The organism is Hymenobacter lapidiphilus (genome assembly GCF_013377885.1).
Classification (GTDB): domain Bacteria; phylum Bacteroidota; class Bacteroidia; order Cytophagales; family Hymenobacteraceae; genus Hymenobacter; species Hymenobacter lapidiphilus.
The window spans coordinates 1-23,427 of the sequence record NZ_JABKAU010000040.1; the positions used below are offsets into that span (position 1 = coordinate 1).

Sequence of the window (23,427 nt, forward strand, 5' to 3'; positions counted from 1 at the left end):
GGTTGGCATTCGTCGTCCTGTTTTTGCGAAAAATTGCCCACAATCCGACTTTCTAAACAGCTTCTATACCATAAAGAGGTTAACCGCCCATCAAGTCCGCCAACTGGCGGCCGATTTCGAGCAGGAAAACAACCCCAAGCGGAAGGTCAAATACCTGGACATTTTCGGATCGGTGAAGTATCCGCTCGGACACGAGCAGTTGCTGAAAATGGCCGAAACTGCCCCTACCTCCCGATACTCGCCGGTGCTGTACAGCGCCTTGAATGCGCTTAGCTTTTTTGAGGCCCCCGCTATCCGCGAATTCACCCTGACCAAGCTTGCCAATCCATCAGTTGCATGGCGTTATGCGCATCTACTCGTCAATAATTACCGGCCGGGCGACGACCAGTTATTACTACGACTTGTGGAGCAGGCTACTGACGAGCGTATTGTTGAAAGGCTAGCCATTAGCCTGTGCGCTATTTATCGGAAGAACCGCACCAAAAAATGCCGGGAACCTTTGCGCACTATTTACCAGCGTATGAACTGTGGCGTGCACCGGGCCGACGTGGTGGAGTTGCAGCTAAAGCGCGGCGTGCTGCCCGCCGATGTCCGGGAGGAAATACCGTTCGACAGCTACGAGGGCGTGCGGGATTTAGTAGTTGAGTAGGCCGTACAATAACTGCCGTTCCTTGGCCCAAACGCCTTCAGTTGGCCAGAGCGGCCGGCAGCGTTACGACAAACCGCGTGCCCTGCCCTACCGCCCACTCGACCCGTAGCGTACCGCCGTGGCCGTTCACGATGACATCGTGGCTGAGGGAGAGACCCAGGCCGGTGCCCTCGCCGGTGGGTTTGGTGGTGAAAAAGGGGTCAAAGATGCGGGCCTGCACCTCGGGTGCCATGCCCCCGCCGTTGTCGCGCACCCACAGTTCGGCCCCACCTCCGGGCAGCGGCCGGCTCCCAATTTCTACGGTAGGCACATAGCCGGCAGGGGCCGTTGGCTGGTACTGGCGTACGGCGTACAGGGCGTTGGTGCAGAGGTTGAGCAGCACCCGGCCCACATCGGTGGCCGCGACGGGCAGGGGTGGCAGCTGTGGGTCGAGCGCAGCGGTGCTGAGCACGGCAGTCAGGTCGGGGAACTGGTGGCGGATGCCCTCGTAGGCCAGCGCCAGCTGCTGGCGGGCCAGCTCATTGAGGTCGGTGGGCTCGCGTAGTGCCTGGCCGGTGCGGGCGTGTTCGAGCATGCCCTTGATGATGGCCGTGGCCCGCTGCCCATGCTGGCTGATTTCGAGCAGGTTCTCCTTTAGTCCCTCGAACAGATTCTGCTCCAGCTGCTCGTCGCGGGCCAGCCGCTGGGCCCCGCTGATTTCGTCGACCAGATTGGCGCTTACGGCCGCGAACTGCTTCACGAAGCTTAGTGGGTTTTGCAGATCGTGGGCCACGCCAGCCGTCATCTCGCCCAGAAACGCCATTTTTTCGCGCTGCACCAGCATGAGCTGGGCTTCTTTGAGGTTGGCCAGGGAAGCCTGCAGGGCCGCGTTGGTGCGCTGTTGGCGCCGCTGATAGCGCAGTACCAGCACCAGCGCCAGGCCCAGGCCGGCTACCACGGCCAGCAGTAGCAGCAGCTGGTAGCGAGTTTCGAGCACCCGCTGGGCCGTGGCGGCCTGCTGGGCCCGCAGCCGCTCCTGGTAATTCACGTTCTGCAGGCGCATCACCTTCTCCTGGCCAAACAAGGTGTCTTTCATGGCCACCAGCAGCGTCTGGTACCGGAAGGCACTGTCGCTTCGCTGCTGCTGGGCAAACTCACGCGTCAGGATGACGCTGCCGTTGAGCACGCCGCGCAGAAAACCGTTTTGCCGGGCTGCCTGCGTCCCCAACCGGGCGTAGTAAATAGTAGAATCGGGCTGACCAAACTGCTGGTGCAGGGCCGCCAGCCCCAGGTAAGAAAAGTTGAGGCTGCGCAAATGCCCGCGCCGCCGCGACTCGGCCAGGCTGCGGCGGTAGTAGGCGCGGGCCTGCGCCACTTGCCCGCGCTGCCGGGCTACGTTGCCCAGGCCATACAGAATATAGTTGGTGGGCGAGCCCTGCTGCCGGGCCAGCGCATATGCCTGATTTTGGTAGTGGGCGGCCGAATCTACCTGGCCATACAGGTCGTAGGCCAGCCCGATGTTGCTGAGCTCCACCACTTCCCGCCGCTGGTCGGCGCTGCGTCGGTCGAGGCGCAACGCCCGGAAGTAGTAGGACAGCCCCAGCTGCTGCTCGCGCAGGTACACGTAAATGATGCCAATGCTGCGCAGGTTCTGGGCCTGTAAGCCCAGATCGTTGATTTCTTCGCCGATGTGCAACGATTCCTGAAACAGCTGAAGGGCCCGGCTCAGGTTGCTCTCGCGCAGGGCCGCGCCCAGGCGGTTGAGCGCCGCGCCCTCGCCCCGACGGTTACCCGTGCGCCGGGCCAGGGCCAATGAGCGGCGGGCGTACCGGGCGGCAGCATCGGTATCGGAAGCCCAGAGCTGGTCGCTGAGCATGTAGAGCAGCTCTACCCGGCTGCTGTCGGTGCGGGATTGTGCCAGCAGCGCCTGCAGGCTATCGACGGATGAGCGTACAGGCTGGGCGCGGGTTTCGGCCGGGGCCAGCAGACCCAGTATGCCTCCCATTATCAACAGGCTCAAACGCCTCATATTCTGAACCTTATTACCCAGGCCACCTGCTGCCGGGAAACTGCCGGCCCGGCTCGGCCGGGATTGGACGAATATCCAACAAAAACGATAAACTCCTGTTTTTCCTCTTCGCCCAAAAACGACTGGCCGCGCTTGGCTCGCCGGGTCCATCACCCTACCTTTAGCCCATGCCCCTTACCTGGACTCTCAAACCCTTCGCCGACCTGACTACCACCGAGCTGTACGCGCTGCTGCAGCTGCGCTCCGAAGTGTTCGTGGTGGAGCAAACCTGCCCGTTTCAGGACATCGACGGGCTCGACCAGACGGCCTGGCACCTGCTGGGCCACGCGCCCAACGGCGAGCTGGCCGCCTACGCCCGGCTGTTTGGGCCCGGCATTGCCTTCCCCGAGGCCAGCATCGGGCGGGTGGTAAGCAGCCCCCGCCACCGCCGCACCGGCCTGGGCCGCGAGCTACTGCACGAGTCAATTGAAGGCGTCGGGCAGTTATTCGGCCCCCAGCCCATCCAGATTGGGGCCCAGCTGTATTTGCAGTCGTTCTACGAGAGCTTCGGCTTCCGGCAAGTGGGCGAAGGGTATCTGGAAGATGACATCCCGCACATCCACATGGTGCGGGCGTAAACCGCAGGCCACAAAAAAGGTCCGGCCAAATGGCCGGACCTTGTGCTGAAGCGGTAAAACGGGCCGCTTACATATTTAGCTTCACGAGCTTCATGCCCATCTGCTTCTGCTTTTTGAGGTAGTCCACCAGCATCACGTAGCCAGGCTTGGCGGGGTACACATAGGAGTAGGTCGCCGCGCTGTTACCGTCAATTTTATCAACCTTGAACTGGTCGGTGGTGCCGAACAAGATGTTGCCCACCACCTTCTTGGTGGCCTCGCCTTTTTCCTTGTCGAAGTTGATGTACACCACGTTGAACTGCGAATTGGCGGCGGTTTGCTGGGTAAACTGGTAGTCGAAGCCGCCGTAGGCTTTAATGAACTGGCCCGTGAGGCCAGCCCCCATGAAGCCGGCCCCGGGAGGCAGGGCCATCTTCGACTCGTCCTTAACGAAGCACTTGATGGCAGTCAGCTTGTATTCGGGGTCGAGCACGAACACCAGCATATTGCCGATAATGCCCTTGGCCCCGCCGCCGCCGCCGCCCAGCACCGCGAGGGCTACATCCATGCCTTTGCCACCAATGCGGTATTGCTCGGCCACGAGGTACAGGCTACCATCGGCCCCTTTCTGGATCGAATGGGTGTAGTTGATGAAGCCTTCGTCCATGGCCTTGCGGGCTTCGGCAGGCAGGAGGCCTTTCACTTCCTTCTGCCAGTTGTAGGGCCGGATGCCCAGCAGCTTACCCTTGTCATCGAACCGCTTGATATAAAAGCCCTGGCTTTTGTTAACGAATGGCTTGTCGGTCAGCTTATAGTATTCGCCCACGGCCACAAATTCTTTCCGGGCAGCATCGTAGCCCACCGAGCTGAGGGAGAGCTGCTCCGTTTTGCTGGATTCCACGGGCTGGTCGAGCACCTTTTTGCCAGTGCTTAGGTCGAAGGCCACAATGTAGGAGCTTAGCTGCTGCGAAAGCAGGCTGGGACGGCGCATCATTGTACCCATCAGATAGTTGCCGGTCACCTCAGTTACCACCAGCATTTCCAGCATTTTGGCTTTGGCATCGGTCTGCTGGCGCCATTTCAGGTTGAGGTTGTTATCGTACATCTCCAACAGGTAGCGGCGGCCGTCGGCGCTGCTGCGCACGAAGCCCTGGCCTTCTACCGGCCGCAGGTCGAGGCCACTGAATAGCTGGGCACCCTCCCCGCCCGCATTGTTGGTATTCATTTTCTGACCGATGCCAGACATTTCCATCTTGCTGATGTCAGTCGATACCGCCTTGGATGCCAGCTTTTTGAGGCCGGTATCGTAGGTTTCAATTTCCAGCGTCTTGTCTTTCTGGTTGAAGTAATACAGCGCGAAGGCCGACCCGTTGAACGCGTTATCGAGCAGATAGTACTTACCCGCCGGCTTCTGAATCGTTACCGTCGATACTTTGCCCAGGTCCTGGTCGTAGAAATCGAGGTGATAGTTGTCGTTTTTGCGGTCGGCTTTATCCGCCTGCCCATACATCAGGTAGCCTTTCACCTCGTGGCCGGCATAAATGGGCGTAATGGCCGAGCGCGACATAGACTTAATGCCCTCCAGCGTTTGCGTTTGGGCCAGGCCGGTAACCGCGGCCACCAGGGTTAGCCCTACCGTCAGGAAGGAGCGTTTGAATTGCAACATATGCGTAGAAGTGGGGAAATAGGAAGGAGAAATTAGTTGGACTTTCGTTTGATCTGAGACTCGGCAAACAGCAGCTCCCGCAGGCGGCCCCGGGGGTAATCGGCCAGGTACTGCCGGCGCAGCGTGGCGGCTGGCGCAGGGTCGGGGGCCAGGGCCGCGGCGGCGTAGCGGGCCGCCAGCGCGTACTCGTCCGAATCGGACGCCGCGACCGGGGCCGGGCTGGTGGGCAGCTGAGCGAAGCAGGCGCTCAGGTCGGCGTAGTCGGTGGCGCGCAGCTCGTGAAGGGTGCGCAGATACTGGCTGAACGCGGCGGGCTGCGGGCTGCTGCTGTTCGATACTACTTCGGTGAAGCGGTGCTCGGTGAGGCGCTGGCGCAACTGGTAAAGGCTGAGCTGCACGATAGCGCGGGCGTAGCTGTCGGCGGCGGGTTGCTGGGGTAGCAGGCGCAGGGCTTCGTACAGGGCGTGGTCGTAGCACTCAGTATCAAACCAGCTTTGCAGTACTTCCAGCCGGCTCAGGTCGCGCAGCCGGGCGAAGGCGGGAGCCACCGGCTGTGGCCCTTCGGCTATCTGCCCGCCGGCCAGCCCATGCAGGTAAGCCATGCGCTTAGCGCAGTCGGGGTGCGATTTGAGCGTATCGGTGGTTTGGAGCGGCGTTTTCTCAGGCCCAGCTACCGTGAAGATAGATTTGGCCGGCGCCGGGGCGGTAGCAAACCGGCCGGCCAACCCGCCGCAGCCGAAGTAGCGAGCCAGTTCGGGATTGGTTTCGGAGGCGGGCGCGTCGGCCACGTCGAGTAGTTGCAGGGTACGATAGGCCTGGGGCGCGGCGTAGCTAGTGCGCCGTAGCAGCTCGTAGCCCAGCGAATCGGCTTGCCGCTCGTGCCGCCGCTGGTGGTAGGAGCTGCTCAGCGACAGGCCCATTACCAGCTCCTTCATCCGGGAGTTGATATTGTATTCCGCCTGTACAATGTGGCGAACCTGCCGGCGCATGTCGCGGCTGTGCAGCGTGCTCAGCCGCTCGTGCAGAGTGGTTTGTAGATGGCGGCTTTGCACGTGGGCCAGCTCATGGCAGAGCACGTAGGCCAGCTGACTTTCGTTTTCGAGCGTAGGCAGCAGCCCCACGTTGAGCACCACCGTGCGGCCCACGGCGTAGGCGTTGGGCTCGGGGTTACGAACCAGCACCAGCTCCACATCCCGCAACGTTGGGTTACCTTGCTGAATCCGGCTAAATATCCGCTGTACGGCCGCATCGAGTACGGTATCGAGCAGAGCTGAGTAGCGGATGGTGTTGTAGATATCGGTGGCCGCCTCGGTGCTAATGCGGCGGTAATGGTTGCGGTAGTCGGCGTTGCCGGGCAGGGCCGCCCCTTCCAGCTGAGCCAGCAGGGCCGTTCGGTGGGCCCGGGCCAGCTTGTAGGCCCGCACTGTATCGGGCATGAAATAGGGCCGGCTAACCGGCACCGACTGGGCCCTGGCATCCCAGATACCCAGTAGCAAAACAAGTAATAACCAACGAAGCATCAGACGGGAAACGCAGCGGTTTCCGAGATAGAGTAAATAGGATTATTCGGACGAAAGCTACGCATAGTTAGGGGAATTCAAATGGCTGACTACCGTTTTTTTACTGTCAGGCAACAACAACACGTTAGCTGCCGAAGCGACAACCAAAGCAGCTGCGCATAATAGCTCTCTGCTTAGTGGAGCAGATCTTTTCGGCGTATGTTAGCCTGATGAAGTTCCCGACTCCGCTCCTGCTGTCCACTCTGCTACTACTGCCCGCCTTTGGGGCGGCGGCACAAACGCCCACAGCCCCTACCCCACCGGCCCTCAACCTGCCCAAGCCGGTACGCCGGGCCCTGGCCCAAGTGCGGCCCGAGGCCATGCGGGCCCACGTTGCCTACCTCGCCGACGACCGGCTGCTGGGCCGCAAGCCCGGCACGCCCGGCTACCAGATGGCCGTCGATTACGTAGTGGCCCAATTGAAAGAACGGGACGTAGAACCGGCGGGCGAAAACGGCGGCTTCACGCAGCGTGTGCGCCTGCGCCGGGCCACCGTGCGGCCGGGGGCCAGCGCCAGCTACCAGCCCGCCGGCAACGCGGCCGGGTTGCCGCTCGATGCCATCAGCCTGCTGCCCCACCCCGAGCAGCCCACCGCCCAACTCTCCGCTACCGGCCTCGTGTTTGCCGGCTACGGCATCTCGGCCCCAGGCGAAAACTACGACGACTATCAAGGCCTCGACGCCCGGGGCAAGGTGGTGGTAGTGCTACGCGGCGCGCCACCCGCCTTCCCAAGCACCGTGGCCGCCGCCAGCCAGGACCAGACCCAAATTGTGCGTACCGCCGCGGCCCACGGGGCGGTGGGCGTGCTGTTTGCCACGCTGCGGCCCGCTTTGGGCAATCCGGCGCGGCTGGCTTCGAGCACCAGCGTGCTCGGGGCCGATGGCAAAGTAGCCGCCGCCCGGGGCTTCGTAAGCGGGCCCGCCGGGGTGGCCTTTACCGGCACGCTCTCGGCCGCCGGACTGCAAACCCTGCTCCGCGCCGCCACCTCCGATACGGCCCAGGTGATGCAGCGCCTGCGCGCCAGCCAGCCCGCGCCGGTGGCACTACCCGGCACACTTTCGGCCCGCTGGGAATCAACTTACCAGGATTTCGATTCCTACAATGTGGTGGGTAAAATCACAGGTTCCGACCCGCAGCTGCGCGATGAGTACGTAGTCCATTCGGCCCACCTCGACCACTTGGGCGTAGGTGCGCCAGTGCGCGGCGACTCCATCTACAACGGCGCCCACGACAACGCGACGGGCGTGGCCTCGGTGCTTGAAATTGCCGGTATCTATTCGCGCCTCAAGCAGAAGCCTGCCCGCAGTATTCTGCTGGTACTGCAAACCGGCGAGGAGTTGGGTTTGCTGGGCTCGGCCTACTTCGCGGCCCGGCCCACCGTGCCCGCCGCCAGCCTGGTAGCCAACGTGAACACCGACATGCCCACCCTGATTGCGCCGCTGCTATCGGTGGTACCGCTGGGGGTCCAGCACTCCACGCTGGCCGCGCCGGTGGCCCAGGCCGCCGCTTACCTCAACCTATCGATAGAAAATGACCCCGAGCCCGAGCAAAACCGCTTCATCCGCTCCGACCAGTACAGCTTCGTGGCCCAGGGAATTCCGGCGCTGCACCTCAAGTACGGCAACCGCACGCCCGACGGCCGCAACAACCTCAGCGAGCAGGTAAAGCAATGGCGCGCCCTCACCTACCACAAGCCCCAGGACGACATGAGCGGCACCTTCGACTTCGAAGCCGGCCGCACCTACGTGCAGCTCAACTTCCTGGTCGGCTACCTGGTGGCCCAGAACCCCACCCGCCCTACCTGGAACCCCGGCGACTATTTCGGCCGGCAGTTCGGGGGGCAGCAATAACCCGGACCGTTTGCCGCCCCAGCCGGACAGCCTACTGGTAGTAAAAAGATCAACAAAAGAGTTAAAGCCCCAGCGGGGCGACACCGACCGTCAAACAGTTGCTGTCGCTCCGCTGGGGCTCATGAATTTAGGGAAAACCCATACGATTATCAGCTATCCGTCGTTCGATTGCGCAGTGTTTATCCTGTAGCTATGCCCGCCATTTTACGACTATTCTCCCTCGTGGCTTTTGCCGGTGTACCGTTCGCCTTAGCCAGTTGCATCGACCAAATCAGCGCTGACTTGCCCGCGCCGCCGAAAGTGTTGGTGATAAATTCAATTCTCACCCCCGATAGCCTATTTCGGGTGCAGGTGAGCCGCGTTACCAGCACCGTAGACTCATCTTCACGCCTGCTATCCACGGCCAACGTGTACCTACTGGCTCCCGGCCGGGGAGCAGAGCTGTTGCGCAATCAGGGCCGGGGGTCCTATGCCAGTCCAAATAAGCCCGTGAGCGGAGTGCCCTACACCCTGCGGGCCGAGGTAGATGGCTACCCAACCATCAGCGCCACGGACACGGTGCCGATGGCGGTGCCCATCCGGGAAGCGTGGCACTCCTACCCCACCGGCACCGACCGCAACAACGAGCTGCTGGGCACCATTGTCGTGCGTTTTGACGACCCCGGGCAGACGGCTAATTTCTACGAAATAACGGCCCACCAGTCGCAAGACCGGGGCCTGGGTCAAAGTCCGCGTCAAAGCCAGGATTTCGCGCTGGATGCCCGGGGAAATGCCGCGATGGCTGCGGAAGGCGACGCGGAGTTTGAACCGGCTTCGCTGGTCTTTTCCGATAAGCTCTTCAATGGGCAGCCGTTTGAGTTGCGCGCCTCGTTTTCGCCGTTCAGCCGAATTGGAGGAGGTATTGCCAATGGGCAGCCGGTGGGTCCCCGGGTATCGGGAGAGGTGTACGTGGTGCTGCGGTCCGTCAGCCGAGCCTATTACCAGTACCGCAAAAGCTGGACCCGGCACTTCTACAACCAGGGCACCAAGGGGCTGGGCGGAGGCCTGACTCAACTCCTATTCCTCGGCGACCCGACCCGGATGTACTCCAACGTGGCGCAGGGTTACGGCGTGGTGGTGAGCCAGGCCCAGGAAATCAAAAGACTGCCCGCCCGTTGATATGCGTTTGACTGATAGGATTACCTACCCTACGTCGTCCGGCCTCCTGGTTTCCTTGCTGCTGCTGACCGGGGCTTTAACGGCTCAAGGCCAACGCCTCGAAACCCGCGTCACGTTCAGCGGAACGGTGCAAGATGCCCGCACGGGCGAAAAGCTATTGGGAGCCGCTGTTTACGCAGCCGGTAGTCAGGTCGGCACGACCACGAATGCTGCGGGCTTTTACTCGCTGACCTTACCGGCCCGGGATTCGGTGCGCCTGACGGCCAGCTACCTGGGCTACCAGCGGGTGACTACCGTTCTGGCTAGCCATCAGACGACAGCGCACAACTTCACCCTGGCCACGCGCAATGAGTTAGGCGAGGTGCGGGTGAGCGGGGCGGCGGATGCGCCGCTGGAGCGACGGGTGGAAATGAGTATCCTCCAGATTCCGATAGCGCAGCTGCGGCAGTTGCCGGCCTTGCTGGGTGAGCCCGACGTGCTGCGGGCCTTCCAACTGATGCCCGGCGTGCAAGCCGGCCGCGAGGGCAGCGGGGCGCTATACGTGCGCGGCGGCTCCCCCGACCAGAACCTAACGCTGCTCGACGATGTGCCCATTTACTACGTCAGCCACGTCGGCGGCTTTCTTTCCGTTTTCGACGCCAATGCCATCAGCGACGTGCGCTTGCTGAAAGGAGGCTTCCCGGCCCGCTACGGCGGCCGGCTTTCTGCCGTGCTCGACGTGCGCCTGAAGGAAGGCAACAAGCAAAAGCTGAGCGGCACTGCGGGCGTAGGCGTACTGGCCACGCATGTTTCGCTGGAAGGCCCATTGAAGAATGGCAAGACCACTTTCCTGGTTTCGGCCCGGCGCGGCAACCTTGATTTGTTTTCCCGGCTGGCCAGCGCCCGTTCCTCCGGCGGCACCAGCGTTGTGGGCTACTCCTTCTATGATGCCAGCGCCAAAGTCAGCCACCAGCTCACGCCCCGCGACCAACTCTTTGCGGCCGTCTACCTGGGTGGCGACCGCCTGTTCGTAACGCAGAAACCCCAGACCATTGCCGGCCCGCAGGGGGAACTGCGCTATCAGAATGGCAGCAACTTACGTTACGGCAATGCTCTGGCCTCGCTGCGCTGGAACCGCCAGCTCACGCCGCGGCTGTTCGGCAACGCCACGCTTGCGGCCACGCGCTTTCACTACGAAAACGGGCAGACCTTCCGGTTGGAAGACCGCTCGGCGGTCGGTGCGCTGAGCGAGAACAGCCGGGCCAGTTTCACTTCCGGCGTGCAGGACCTATTAGTTAAAGCCGATTTTGAATACTACCCCCGACCAGCCCACCAGCTGCGGTTTGGGGCCACCGCCGTGCAGCATGCTTTCACGCCGGGTAGCAACTTCTTTACCAGTCGCAGCAGCGCGGCCGCAACCGATACTACTTTTGGGGCGCGGCGCGTAGGGGCCCAGGAGGTGGCTTTTTACGGCGAGGATGAGATTCGCGTAACGGCGCGGCTGTCTGCCAACCTGGGGCTGCGGGCCGTCCGGTATTGGGTGCAGGGGCAGTCGTTCGGCGGCGTGCAGCCCCGGCTGCTGGCCACCTACCGCCTCGGTGAGCATACGGCCCTAAAGGCTTCCTACGCCAGCATGCAGCAGTACCTGCACCTACTCTCCAACAACGGGGCGGGCCTGCCCACCGACCTCTGGGTGCCGGCTACTCGGCGCGTGGCCCCACAACGGGCGCAGCAGCTGGCGGTAGGCATGGCCCGCACATTACCCGCCTGGGGGCTGGAAATCAGCGTCGAAGCCTTTCAGAAGTCGTTGCGCCAGCTCATCGAGTTTCGGGAGGGCGCTACCTTCTATAACAGCTCCCAGAACTGGGAGGACAAGGTAGTAACCGGCGGACAGGGCCGGGTGCGGGGCCTGGAGGTATTGGTGCAACGCAAAGCCGGCCGCCTGACGGGTTGGGTGGGCTACACGCTTGCCCGCAACGAGCGGCAGTTCGAACAGCTCAACCAAGGGCAATGGTACCCCTACAAGTACGACCGCCGCCACGATGGCTCAGTGGTGCTCATCTACGCGTTGCGCCCCCACATCACGCTCTCGACGACCTGGACGTACGGCACGGGCAATGCCCTTACGCTGCCACGGGGCAATTACAACGTCATCGACCAAAGCTACGGCCGCCTCTCCGGGGATGCCTCCGACCGCTACCTCTATCCCGAGGCCGAGGTGTATGGAAGCAAGAACAGCTACCGGATGCGGGCGTATCATCGCCTTGATTTAGGCGCAACCTTCACGAAAGCGGTCCGGCACGGGGAGCGGGTGTGGCGGCTTGGGGCCTACAACGCGTACAGCCGCCACAACCCATACTACATCTATTACAGCGCGGGCGGAAACGAAAGCTATTACAACAAAGGACAAAAGCAGTTGTATCAGTTGAGCCTATTCCCCATACTACCGGCCATCAGCTACGAACGCCGCTTTTAAGCACCGCCAACCTATTCGCATCATTGTGACTGTTTCAGCTAACACCTAGTTTCTCCTGAGAAAGCAGCAGCAGGTACTTGAAGAACACCGACGCTGAAGTGGGAAACCCCAAACCGACCCCACGCAAAACCGCCTCATCCACAATGTGGATGAGGCGGTTTTGCGTGGGGCAGTGAGCCGTTATTTCGTGCCGGCTCCAGCCTGGCCAACCGATGTTTCGGTGCCGGCGGCGGGGGCGTTCTTCACGAACTTATCAAGCCAGCTGTTCATCTCCCAGAGCATGTGCAGCAGCGACTCTTTGGCTGTGTAGCCGTGGCTCTCGTAGGGCAGCAGTACCAGGCGGGTGCTGGCGCCGAAGCTTTTGAGGGCCGTGTAGTAACGCTCCGACTGCATGGGGAAGGTGCCGGTGTTGTTGTCGGCCTCACCGTGGACGAGCAGCAGCGGGGTCTTCATTCTGTCGGCTTGCTGGAAGGGCGACATGGTGTTGTACACGTCGGGGGACTGCCAGTAGGTGCGCTGCTCGTTCTGGAAGCCGAAGGGCGTGAGCGTGCGGTTGTAGGCGCCGCTACGGGCAATACCAGCCCGGAACAGCTTACTGTTTGACAGCAGGTTGGCCGTCATGAAGGCACCGTAGGAATGGCCGCCCACGCCTACGCGGTTGGCATCTACTACGCCGCGGCGCACGCCCTCCTCAATGGCAGCCTGGGCGCTCGATACGAGCTGGGTAACATAGGTATCGTTGGGTTCCTTCTCGCCCTCACCCACGATGGGGATGCTGGCGTTATCGAGAATTGCGTAGCCCATCGTGACGAAAGCAGCCGCACCCCAGTAGCTAATGCGGTTGAACTGGTAGGGCGAGCCGTTCACCTGACCGGCGGCGGCAGCACTCTTGAACTCGGCCGGGTAAGCCCACAAAAAAGTGGGCAGCGGCCCGTCAGATTTCTTGTAGCCGGCCGGCAGATACAGCATGGCCGTCAGCTCCACGCCATCGGCGCGCTTGTAACGGATTTGCTCTTTCTGGATGCCTTTGAGCTGCGGATAGGGATGCGGGAAGTTGGTCACGCGCTGGGGCGCGCTGCGCTTGGCCAGGTTGCGGATGTAGTAGTTCGGGTTTTCGTCGGGCTGCTCCTGGGTAGTAAGCAGCACGCGCTTCCTGGCATCTAGCACTGCCACGGGCCGCTCGAAGCGCGGGGCCTGGGAGCGCCACAGCTCCTTGCTCTGGCCGGTGTTCAGGTTGAGCACGCTCACGAAGGGCCGGTCGCCGGTGCTGGAGGCACCGATACCATTCAACATCAGCAGTTCGCCGTTGGGCAGCAGGTTGAGCACGTCGCGGCCGTACTGGTTGCGGCGGGTATCGGGCTGGCCGGGGTCGGAGTAACGGTCCTCGTACGAGCGGTCGAACAGCACGCGGGTCTGGCCGGTGCGCGGGTTCACCACTTTGGTCAGGCTCTTGCGCGACTGCCACCACCGCTCGGAAGCCAACGCCACGTTCTCATCTCCCCACTCAAAGCCCCCAAAACGGTACTGGGCCGCATAGATTTCCTTGGGCGCTCCGTCAAACGGCGCATCGAGGGCAAATACCTTGTCGCGGATATCGACCTTCTTTTTGGGGTCACCGCCGTCCTGGGCCTCAGTGTAGTATACCGTAGCCGGCACGTCGGTGCGCCAGTTATAGTCGCGGGGGCCGGTGGGGGCGCCGTCGGGGCTGTAGGGCACATTTTCCTGGGCGGGCGTGTCGGCCAGCATCTTCACCAGCGTGCCATCGATGCTGAAAACGTCGGTGCGCAGCGGGAAGCGGTACACCGGCACGAGGTAGGAAAACGGCGCGTGCACGGTTTCCGTCAGCACAAAGCGCCCGTCGGGCGAGGCCTGCGCGCCCGTGATGATGCCGGGCTGGCCGATAGCCTTGGCCTGACCATCGAGCCCCAGCCGCATTACCTGGGCCGTTGCGTAGTAGTTGAACTGCTTTTCATCGGACGGATTCTTGAGCAGATCCTGGTAGGTGGGTGCCTGGCCCGAGCGGCCCAGGTTTTGCTGCACCGTGGGGCCAGTGGGCACCCGGTTGGCGACCGGCGCCGCAGCACGGCCCGCCGGAATAGCCCGCACAATAAAGCCCTGGCCATCGGGCAGCCAGTTGTAGGGCGTGCCCAGCACGGCGTTCAGAGCCACGCTGCCCACGCGCCGCGCCGCGCCCGTCGCCACCTCGGCCATGTACAGCTCGATGCCGCTGTCGGTGGTGTTGGTGAAGGCAATTTTGGTTTCATCGGGCGACCATTGCAGGTAGCTGAGCTGGGCCTCGGCGGGCAAGCCAGTTACGGCCGTTTCAGTGCCGTTAGGCAGCTTTTTCAGCTTGAGGCCGGTCAGGTATTGGGCGCGGCTAGGGCCGTTGGTGGCGGGGTTGAGCCGCACGCCCGCCAGCCGCATTTCGGGCTGCGAGAGTTCGGCAATGGTGGGGTTGGCGGCCCGCTCCATAATCACCATGTACTGGCCTTTCGAATCTACGCTCACGCCCGGCGTGGGCGCCACGGTTACCAGGTCGGCCAGGGCCTTGGGGGGCGTCTGGTAGGTGGCAGCATCCTGGGCCAGCAGCGCGTGCGAACTGACTAACAGTAGACCAAACAGAAGTTTCTTCATGGTGGATACGGTGAAGTGGGAAGCTGTGAAGTTCGGTTAAAGTGCGCGAAAAGCAAACCATCCCTGTGATACTAGGCGCGTGCCCGGGTTGCATTGGTATTGACGTCGGATTTGAGGCGGGGACGCAAAGCCTCTCCTCAAAATTGTCCCCAATCGGCCAGGGAGGCCCGACGCTCGGCGTAAATGCGGCCGACCAGCGCTGTATCGGGGGCTGTTACAAGGTAGAGGTGGCGCTGCTGCTCGCGGGCCAAAGGGGTGGGCCGGAGGCGTAACTCCCGAACCGCCTCGCAGTGGCCGGCCAGTTCTGCCGGCTCATCATCTTCTATCAGCAGCAAGTAGCGCAGGCGAGGTGGGCGTGGGGGAAACCAGAACAGGTAGGAGCCATTGAAGCTGTTGGCCGGGGGCAGCGCGCGGTGGCGGTTGTAGTAGTTGATGGCCCCGGCCTGGCCGTAATTGTCACACTTGATGAAGGTATGCCCCTTAGCATCCGGCGGCAGACGCTGGTAGGCAAGCCACACATCATCGGCCAGCGTGCGCCAGCCCTGCATATCGGCGTAGTCCTGGGGCAACGGGTGGTTTTGGCCATCTTCCCAGCGCAGGGCGCCCACCTGCTCGTAGCGCGCCCGTTGGGCCAGCATAGCAGCGGGTGGGGCAATGGTGAATAGCAGCGGCACCATCCGGATGCTGAGGATTAATGGCAGAACCAGCAGCGCGGGCCGCAGCACGCGGCCCAGCTGCGGCCGGCCGCTTAGCCACTGCTGCCACCACGCGGCCCCGGCGGCCAGCAGTAGCGGGTAGTAGGCCAGGGCATAGTAGTCTTTGCCGTGTAGCAGCGTGAGTTGCAGCAGGCCAGCCACGTAAATCAGCCCCAGTACGCGGTAAGGCCGTAGCCACCGACTGAACAGCAACGCCAGCAGCCCGGGCACCCACACCCACAGGCTCAGCAAGTTCATCAGCAGCTGGCTTTGCCAGAACCCGGCCGCCGACACGTGTACCAGCTGGGTTTCGCGCAGCAGCGCCATGTGGTGCAGCACCGGCAGCCCGTGCCCAATTTGCCAGACCAGGTTGGGCAGCCACAGCAGCAGCGCCAGCCCCGCCGCCAGCCAGAAATGCCGGGTAGCCAGCACTCGCCGCAACGGCGTAAGCAGCAGCGCCACCACCAGCGCAGCAATAAAAAACAGGGCCGAATACTTGTTCAGCAGCGCCAGCCCCAGCGCCGCCCCAATGGCGTAGAGCCAGCGCGGAGCCGGCTGCTGCATGTAGCAAATCAGGCAGTAGCCAACGGCCGTGAAGGCCAGCACCTCGAACGAGTTGGGCTGGAACAGGAAGTTGAGGCGGGCGTAGGCGCTCAGCAGGTAGCTCAGGCCAACCAGCGCTACGGCCCAGGGCCCGCCGCCCAGCCGCTGCACAGCCCGCCCCAGTAGGTAAAGGGTGAGGCTACCCCAGAGCAGGGGCCAGAATTTCACCCAGAACCAGCTGCCGCCCAACGCCAGCGTAATCCAGCTTTGTAGGGCCGTGAGGGGTGGCACTTCGAGGTAGCCCCAGGCCAGGTGGCGTCCGTATTCGAGGTAGAGGTACTCGTCGCGGTGCAGCTCGTAGGCGCGGCTGGCCAGCCCGTAACCGGTAGCAAACCTGAGCAGGGCCAGCAATAACGGCAGTAAGCGGGGGCTTTTCATGGCCCGAATATAGCGCACTGCAGATACTAGCAGATCCAACTTACGCAAAGCGGTGTAGGGGCGGGGACAAGCCCCGCCCCTACACCGCCCTCCGCAACTCAGCTTCGCTACAAATCGCGCGGCAGCCGGATGGCGGGCAGGTAGTCGCGCAGGCCGGCCGGGTGGCGGAAGAGGTGGATGAAGAGCAGGTGCTCGTTATCGTACTCACACCACTGCTCGGCGTAGAAATCGGCCACCGCGAACAGCTGCAGCCGGAAGCTGTCTTCGCGCCGCTCGGCCAGCAGCCGGCCGTGCCCGGCCAGGTACTCCTGCTGGCGAAACATGTTCAGCGCTTTAAACTCGGCGTATTTCATGGCGGGGCAAAGGTACGGGGTGATGGGTGAGTCAGAAAGAAACGTCATTCAGAGCGCAGCGAAGAATCTCGCGTGCTGATGTCGGTTCGTTGATGCAACATCAGCACGCGAGATTCTTCGCTGCGCTCTGAATGACGTTCCTCTTCCCCTAATAATCCCCTCACTTCCTACCTTCGCGGCATGAAGACGATTCGGTTTCCGCACCCGCTGGTATTGTTGGTGGGCTTTATTCTGCTGGCCTGCGCGCTGAGCTACGTGCTGCCAGCCGGCGTGTTCGAGCGCCTCCCCGATGCCGCCACCGGCCGCGAGGTGGTAGTGCCCGGCTCCTACCACCGCGTGCCGGCTACGCCGGTCAGCCCCCTGCAGGCCCTGGTGGCAGTTCCGAAGGGTCTGGTAGATGCGGCCGCCGTAATTTTCCTGGTGTTCCTGGCCGGCGGGGCTTTCACGGTCGTGGACCTGACGGGCGCGCTACGCCGGGGCGTCGACTGGCTGCTGGAGAAATTCCGGGGGCGCGAGGCGGTGGTCATTCCCATCATCTCGGTGCTGTTTGCCACCATGGGCGCGCTGGAGAATATGCAGGAGGAAATCGTGCCGCTGGTGCCGGTGCTCCTGATTCTGATGCGCCGCATCGGCTACCCGGTGGTAACGGCCGCCGCCGTGAGTATCGGCTCGGCGGCGGTGGGCGCGGCGTTCAGTCCGCTCAACCCGTTTCAGGTAGGCATTGCCCAGAAACTGGCGCAGCTGCCGCTGCTGTCGGGCGGCGGCTTCCGGCTGGTATTTCTGCTGCTGGCCCTCGTTATCTGGATTGGCGGCACCGTGCGCTACGCCCAACGCCACCGCATAGTGCCCGAAACCAGCGAGCAAGCCGACCCCAACGGCACGCTCGTAACGGGCCGCAACCACGGTCTGGTGCTGGCGCTGCTACTGGGCGGCTTCGCATTTTTCGCCTATGGCGTACTCAAGCTGGGCTGGGACTTCGAGCAGATGGCCGCCCTGTTCTTTACAATGGGCGTGGTGGCTGGCCTTGTGGGCGGCCTGGGCCTCACGGGCACGGCCGAGGGCTTTATTGCCGGCTTCCGCGACATTGCCTTTTCGGCCCTACTGATTGGTTTTGCCCGCGCCATTTTCGTGGTGCTGGAGCAGGGCCAAATTGTCGATACCATCGTCAACGGCCTCTCGGCACCGCTGGCCGGGCTGCCCGCCTGGGTGGCGGCCCTGGGCATGATGGGCGTCCACACGGCGCTGCACCTGCCGGTACCATCCGTCAGCGGCCAGGCCGTGCTCACCATGCCGCTGCTCGTGCCCCTCTCCGACCTTATCGGCCTCTCACGCCAGGTTACGGTGCTGGCCTACCAGTACGGTGCCGGCCTCTGCGAGCTGATAACCCCCACCAACGGCGCATTGGTGGCTATTGTGGCCGCCTGCGGCGTGCGGTTCGATGAGTGGTGGAAGTTCGCCTTCCCGCTCTACCTGCTGCTACTGGCCCTAGGCGCGCTGGCCGTGATAATCGGCATTGCAGTAGGGATTTAGGATTCAGTTCGCAACAAAGCACAGTACGGCGCAAGGATGTCGGCACGCTGTAGGGGCGGGGCTTGTCCCCGCCCCTACAGCGCCCTCCGCCTTCTAATTACCTACTCAATAGCCAGTTCTGCCGTCTCAAACACCCGCTGCACTTTACGCTTTTTCTCCACCAACTGGAATTGGAACGCATCAGCGCGCTCGTCAAAAAACACGTCGGAAATGAGGCCCTGGTGGGCGGGTGGGGCCGTGGTGCGCACCTGGTCGCCGAAGCTGAAGGCCGGTTTCTGGTAGAGCTCCTTAAACAGCTCGGAGCTGACGAAGAACTGCTGCTCGTCGTAGCGCAGGATAATCCAGTCGTCGGTTTCGTCGATTTTCTCGAACACTTTACCCAGCGGTTCCAGCCACTCGAAGGAGCGGCGGTTGGCGGGGTGAATGTAGGAGTAGCCGTATTCGGGCGTCCAGCCGTAGAGGCCAAACACCACGGGTTTGGGTCGGGGCACAGCGTCAGGAGTTAAAATTGAAGATATAAAGGGCCCTTATAACCCGTACCGGGGCGTGGGGGTTTCCGGCAAAGCTACGCGCCCGGGCGGGCCGGCCAGCAACTTTCCTTTAACCGGGGCAGTAAAGAAGCATCAGTCGCCCCGCTTTCCGGTGGCGGCTTTTCCGATGTTTTTTATGCCAGTAACCGCTACTACCACCCCTGCTTCCACTCCGGCCGTCCCCAACTCGGCTGCCTCTACTACCCCCACCGTGGCGGGTGGTATGGGTGCCCGGCCCCACGCTGGCGGCACCACGTTCCGGGTGTGGGCGCCGGCCGCTACCGCCGTATCCCTGGTAGGCCCGTTCAACGACTGGAACGCGACCACCCACCCGCTCGCTGCCGAAGACGAAGGCTACTGGGCTGCCGATTTCGCCGACCTTGGCCCCGGTACCGAGTACAAATTCCACCTGCTAACGCCCCACGGCGAGCAAACTAAAAACGACCCCTACGCTCGTCAGGTAACTCATTCGGCCGGCAACTCGGTGGTAGTGGACCCCAATTTCGACTGGGAAGATGATGCGTTTCAGATGCCGGCCTGGAATGAGCTGGTGATTTACGAGCTGCACATCGGCACCTTCTACACGCCCACCCCCGGGCAACCCGGCACGTTTTACGATGCCGTGGAAAAGCTCGACTACCTGCGCGACCTGGGCATCAACGCCGTGGAAATTATGCCCGCGGCAGCCTTTCCGGGCAAGCTGAGCTGGGGCTACAACCCCGCTCATCCATTTGCCATCGATGGCGACTACGGTGGGCCGGCCGGTTTTCAGGAGTTCATCAAGCAGGCCCACCGCCGCGGCATTGCTGTAATCCTGGACGTGGTGTACAACCATTTCGGGCCCGGCGACCTGGACTTGTGGCAGTTTGATGGCTGGCAGGAAAACGACGGCGGCGGCATCTACTTCTACAACGACTGGCGGGCCGAAACGCCCTGGGGCCACAACCGCCCCGACTACGGCCGCGAAGCCGTGCGCCACTACATTCGCGACAACGTGCTGATGTGGCTCGAAGACTACCGCCTCGACGGGCTGCGTTGCGACGCCATTGCCCACATCCGCAACGTAAACGGCACCACCGACCCGGCCCACGACCTGCCCGACGGCTGGAGCCTGATGCGCTGGATAAACGAGGAGGTGCGGGCAAAAATGCCCTGGAAAATCATGATTGCCGAGGATTTGCTGGGCGATGAATACATCACCCGCGCCCCCGAACAGGACGGCCAGGGCTTTTCGAGCCAGTGGGATGCCCGCTTCGTGTACCCCGTCCGCGACGCGCTGACCACACCCGACGACGCCGACCGCAGCATGGCGGCCGTGGCCGAGGCAGTGCTGCACCGCTACAACGGCGAGTCGTTCCAACGAGTGGTGTACACCGAAAGCCACGACGAAGTGGCCAACGGCAAGGCCCGGGTGCCCGAAGAGATTATGCCCGGCGAAGCGGCCTCCTGGTTCCCCAAAAAACGCTCGACGCTGGGCGCGGCGCTGGTGCTCACGGTACCCGGCATCCCGATGATTTTTCAGGGCCAGACTATGCTGGCCGACGGCTCGTTTTCCGACGACCAGCCCCTCGACTGGGCCCGCGCCGAAGAACACGCCGGCTTGGTACACCTCTACCGCGACCTGATTGCGCTACGCCGCAACTTTGGGGGCCGCACCCGCGGCCTGCTGGGCCAGCACGCCGAAGTGCATCACCTCAACGACGAGCAGAAGGTGCTGGCCTTCATCCGCCGCGACCAGGGCGGGCCGGGCGACACAACGGTAGTGTTGTGCAACTTCGCCGACCAGAGCCACGACAGCTACCGCATTGGCCTGCCCCGCTCGGGCCGCTGGCATGTGCGCTTCAACTCCGATTGGGAAGGCTACGACCACGAGTTCGGCAACTTCGAAAGCGTGGACTGCGAGGCCGAAGCCGGCATCTACGACGACCAGCCCTTCCATGGCACCTTTGGCCTGGCCCCCTACTCGGTTCTGGTGCTCTCGCAGGAGCCTTAGCGCCTAAGTGGCTGCCAGCTAGCCAGTAGCTACCGGTCGGCCTATCTTTTCGGGCCGCAGCAGCACTTGTCAAAATGAATCTGGCCTGCCAATAGCAGTCGGCTACTGGCTCAAAAAGCTATATTGCTGTCTCTCCCACCCGGTTTTTTGCCAATGTCCACTTCCTCGTCTGTTCCCGTTTCTGCTTCTGTTGCTGCCACTGTTGCCGATACCCTGCTGGTGGAGGTGGCCTGGGAAGTCTGCAACCAGGTGGGCGGCATTTACACCGTTATCCGCAGCAAAGTGCCCGCCACCCGGCAGGTGTGGGGCGGGCAGTATTGCCTGCTGGGCCCCTACTTTCCGCAGCAGGCCCAGGGCGAGTTTGAGCCCGACGACGAGCAGCTGGCTTCTTCCGACGACCCGTTTAGCCGGGCTGTGGAGGCCATGCGGGCACTGGGCTACAGCGTGCAGCTGGGCACATGGCTCGTAACGGGCCGCCCCCGCGTGGTGCTCATCGACCCATTTCAGGCGTACCCGCGGCTCGATGCCCTAAAGGCCGACCTCTGGGAGCACCACGGCCTGCCGGTACCCGCCGCCGACGATTTGCTGCATCAGGTAGTGGCCTTCGGCGAGCTGGCGAAGGTGTTTCTGCAGCTACTGGCTGCCGAAACCGCCCCACCCCAGCGGCTGATTGCGCACTTCCACGAGTGGATGACGGGCGTGGCCATTCCGGCCCTGCGCCGCGAGCAGGTGCCGGTGCATCTGGTGTTTACCACGCATGCCACGCTGCTGGGCCGCTACCTGGCCATGAACGACCCCAACTTCTACGACCACCTCATGCAGGTGGACTGGCTGGCGGAGGCCCGGCGCTTCAACATCGAGGCGGCCGTAACGATGGAGCGCGCCGCCGCCCACGGGGCGCACGTGTTCACCACAGTAAGCGAGCTAACGGTGCGCGAGTGTATTTACCTGCTCGACCGGATTCCGGATGCCGTGCTGCCCAACGGCCTCAACATCGAGCGGTTCGTGGCCCTGCACGAGTTCCAGAACCTGCACCAGCAGTACAAGGCCAAGATCCACGAGTTCGTGATGGCCCACTTCTTCCAGAGCTATTCCTTCGACCTCGACAAGACGCTGTACCTGTTCACGAGCGGGCGCTACGAGTACCACAACAAGGGTTTCGACCTCACGCTGGAGGCCCTGGCCCGGCTCAACTACCGCCTGCAGCAAAGCGGCCTGGAGGGCAACGTAGTGATGTTCTTTATCACCAAGCGGCCCTTCACCAGCATCAACCCGCAGGTACTGCAAAACCGGGCCGTGCTGGAAGAAGTGCGCGAAACCTGCGAGGCCATTGAGCGGCAGGTGGGCGAGCGGCTGTTTTATGCCGCCGCCGCTGCCTCCGACGACAACCGCCTGCCCGACCTGAGCACCATGGTGGACGATTACTGGCGCCTGCGCTACCGCCGCACCCTGCAAAGCTGGAAAACCAACGCGCTGCCCCCCGTCATCACCCACAACCTCGTCGACGACCAGAACGACGACATCCTCAACTTCCTACGCCGCGCCAACCTGGTAAACAACCAGCACGACCGGGTGAAAATCGTCTACCACCCCGATTTTGTGTCGCCTACCTCGCCCCTGTTTGGCATGGAGTATGGCCAGTTTGTGCGCGGCTGCCACCTGGGCGTGTTCCCGAGCTACTACGAGCCCTGGGGCTACACGCCGCTTGAGTGCGTGGCCCGCGGCGTACCGGCCATTACCTCCGACCTATCAGGCTTCGGCGACTACGTGCTGCAGAACGTGCCGGCCCACATCGAGCAGGGTATTTTTGTGGTGCACCGCCAGGAAAAGAGCTTCGACGAAGCCGCCGAGGAACTCACCGACATGCTCTGGGAATTCGTGCAGCTTAACCGCCGCGAGCGAATCATGCAACGCAACAATGTGGAAAGCTCGGCCGAAATATTCGACTGGAAAAACCTGCGCGTGTACTACGAACACGCCTACCAGCTGGCCCTGGAGCGTGGTGGCTTCGCATAACGAGTAGGGAAATATAGTATCTACTTTTGGCACTTTTCAGGCTAATCTGCCGTGGCCCTTAACCTGCGGATTGGCCTGAAAATTATATGACACTCATTCAGTATATTTCATTTATAGGGTGGCAGTATAATCTCACCAAATAATTATCCTTTTTTGCGAATCTTTTATTTCAGCGTTACCTCCCATGACTACTCGTGACCTATTCATTATCATCCTGAGGATTATTGGACTGTTCTTCTTCAAGGATTTAGTAATAAGCTCAGCAGGGGTTATGCCTTTGCTTAGTTCATTTGGTTTAACTGACGATCCTTCACTGAAGCTAATGGCTTTAATGTCAGTAGTGGTAGGTATAGGAATATATATCGTTCTATTATATTTCTTTATCTATCGAGCCGAATGGTTGGTAGATAAGTTGCGTCTTACTGAAGGAATCCCGAACGTACTACCCTTGGCAATACACCGCTCTACGGTATTAAGTATTGCTATTTTCGTTATAGGTGGCTTAATATTATCTACCGAAATCCCAAACCTATGTCGCTTGTTATTCATGTATGCACAGGAGCGAAATATTGGCGAAAGGAATTCTGATATTTCGGACTATTTATTACTCACGATTGTAAAAGTAGTAATAGGGGTCATTTTAATTAACAAGCAGCGGCAACTTGTTGCTTTTATTGAGGCGCGGCGCAAGCATTTGTAGGCCCAGAAGCCTTACTACCGGTGCAGACATTCCCGCTCCCATTGCCACTCGCCC

Annotated in this window: 16 protein-coding genes; 9 read left to right on the forward strand and 7 right to left on the reverse strand. The window is 62.0% G+C overall.

Annotated elements, in window-relative coordinates:
- On the forward strand, positions 1–649 hold a 649-nt coding region (locus HW554_RS16850), incomplete at its 5' end, for a hypothetical protein (RefSeq protein ID WP_176909747.1).
- Between the two features lie 37 nt (positions 650–686).
- Here the strand turns inward: HW554_RS16850 and HW554_RS16855 are convergent.
- A complete protein-coding gene (locus tag HW554_RS16855; RefSeq protein WP_176909748.1) occupies positions 687–2,633 on the reverse strand; it encodes an ATP-binding protein in 1,947 nt (648 codons plus the stop codon).
- Between the two features lie 191 nt (positions 2,634–2,824).
- Here HW554_RS16855 and HW554_RS16860 point away from each other — a divergent pair, with 191 nt between their 5' ends.
- Positions 2,825–3,274 (forward strand): GNAT family N-acetyltransferase, encoded by a 450-nt coding sequence (locus HW554_RS16860; protein WP_176909749.1) that lies wholly within the window; start codon positions 2,825–2,827, stop codon positions 3,272–3,274.
- A gap of 67 nt (positions 3,275–3,341) precedes the next feature.
- On the opposite strand, the gene HW554_RS16865 is transcribed toward HW554_RS16860, so the two are convergent.
- Together HW554_RS16865 and HW554_RS16870 are read right to left on the reverse strand one after the other, a co-directional pair.
- Positions 3,342–4,919 (reverse strand): DUF6770 family protein, encoded by a 1,578-nt coding sequence (locus HW554_RS16865; RefSeq protein WP_176909750.1) that lies wholly within the window; start codon positions 4,917–4,919, stop codon positions 3,342–3,344.
- 32 nt (positions 4,920–4,951) lie between these two features.
- The gene (locus HW554_RS16870; RefSeq protein WP_176909751.1) at positions 4,952–6,439 is read right to left on the reverse strand and encodes a M48 family metalloprotease; all 1,488 of its coding nucleotides are present in this window, start codon (positions 6,437–6,439) and stop codon (positions 4,952–4,954) included.
- 176 nt (positions 6,440–6,615) lie between these two features.
- On the opposite strand from HW554_RS16870, the gene HW554_RS16875 reads away from it, so the two are divergent.
- From HW554_RS16875 to HW554_RS16885, 3 genes are all read left to right on the forward strand, one after another.
- Positions 6,616–8,328, forward strand: a complete 1,713-nt coding sequence (locus tag HW554_RS16875; protein ID WP_317170898.1) for a M28 family peptidase — start codon at positions 6,616–6,618, stop codon at positions 8,326–8,328.
- Positions 8,329–8,520: 192 nt separating this feature from the next.
- Complete coding sequence (locus HW554_RS16880) at positions 8,521–9,486, forward strand: DUF4249 domain-containing protein (RefSeq protein WP_176909752.1); 966 nt, start codon at positions 8,521–8,523, stop codon at positions 9,484–9,486.
- A gap of 1 nt (position 9,487) precedes the next feature.
- Entirely contained in the window at positions 9,488–11,941 is a 2,454-nt protein-coding gene (locus HW554_RS16885; RefSeq protein WP_176909753.1) for a TonB-dependent receptor, read from the forward strand.
- Positions 11,942–12,121: 180 nt separating this feature from the next.
- Here the strand turns inward: HW554_RS16885 and HW554_RS16890 are convergent, their stop codons facing one another.
- The 3 genes from HW554_RS16890 to HW554_RS16900 form a co-directional block, all read right to left on the reverse strand.
- Positions 12,122–14,575, reverse strand: coding sequence for a S9 family peptidase (locus tag HW554_RS16890; RefSeq protein WP_176909754.1), 2,454 nt, complete (start codon positions 14,573–14,575; stop codon positions 12,122–12,124).
- A 137-nt stretch (positions 14,576–14,712) separates the two neighbouring features.
- Positions 14,713–16,251, reverse strand: a complete 1,539-nt coding sequence (locus tag HW554_RS16895; RefSeq protein WP_176909755.1) for a glycosyltransferase family 39 protein — start codon at positions 16,249–16,251, stop codon at positions 14,713–14,715.
- A gap of 107 nt (positions 16,252–16,358) precedes the next feature.
- On the reverse strand, positions 16,359–16,652 hold the full coding sequence (locus tag HW554_RS16900) for a hypothetical protein (RefSeq protein ID WP_176909756.1): 294 nt from the start codon (positions 16,650–16,652) through the stop codon (positions 16,359–16,361).
- 132 nt (positions 16,653–16,784) lie between these two features.
- Between HW554_RS16900 and HW554_RS16905 the strand changes: the two genes are divergently transcribed.
- Positions 16,785–18,134 carry a YfcC family protein gene (locus HW554_RS16905; protein WP_176909757.1) on the forward strand — a complete coding sequence of 450 codons (1,350 nt, stop codon included), beginning with the start codon at positions 16,785–16,787 and terminating at the stop codon, positions 18,132–18,134.
- Positions 18,135–18,235: 101 nt separating this feature from the next.
- On the opposite strand, the gene HW554_RS16910 is transcribed toward HW554_RS16905, so the two are convergent.
- Positions 18,236–18,625, reverse strand: coding sequence for a DUF6960 family protein (locus tag HW554_RS16910; protein WP_176909758.1), 390 nt, complete (start codon positions 18,623–18,625; stop codon positions 18,236–18,238).
- Between the two features lie 175 nt (positions 18,626–18,800).
- On the opposite strand from HW554_RS16910, the gene HW554_RS16915 reads away from it, so the two are divergent.
- The 3 genes from HW554_RS16915 (at position 18,801) to HW554_RS16925 (ending at position 23,373) form a co-directional block, all read left to right on the forward strand.
- Positions 18,801–20,657 carry an alpha-amylase family glycosyl hydrolase gene (locus HW554_RS16915; protein ID WP_246285409.1) on the forward strand — a complete coding sequence of 619 codons (1,857 nt, stop codon included), beginning with the start codon at positions 18,801–18,803 and terminating at the stop codon, positions 20,655–20,657.
- A gap of 153 nt (positions 20,658–20,810) precedes the next feature.
- Positions 20,811–22,673: a glycosyltransferase gene (locus HW554_RS16920; protein WP_176909759.1), complete on the forward strand. Its 1,863-nt coding sequence runs from the start codon at positions 20,811–20,813 to the stop codon at positions 22,671–22,673.
- Between the two features lie 184 nt (positions 22,674–22,857).
- Positions 22,858–23,373, forward strand: coding sequence for a hypothetical protein (locus tag HW554_RS16925; protein WP_176909760.1), 516 nt, complete (start codon positions 22,858–22,860; stop codon positions 23,371–23,373).
- Positions 23,374–23,427: the final 54 nt, after the last annotated feature.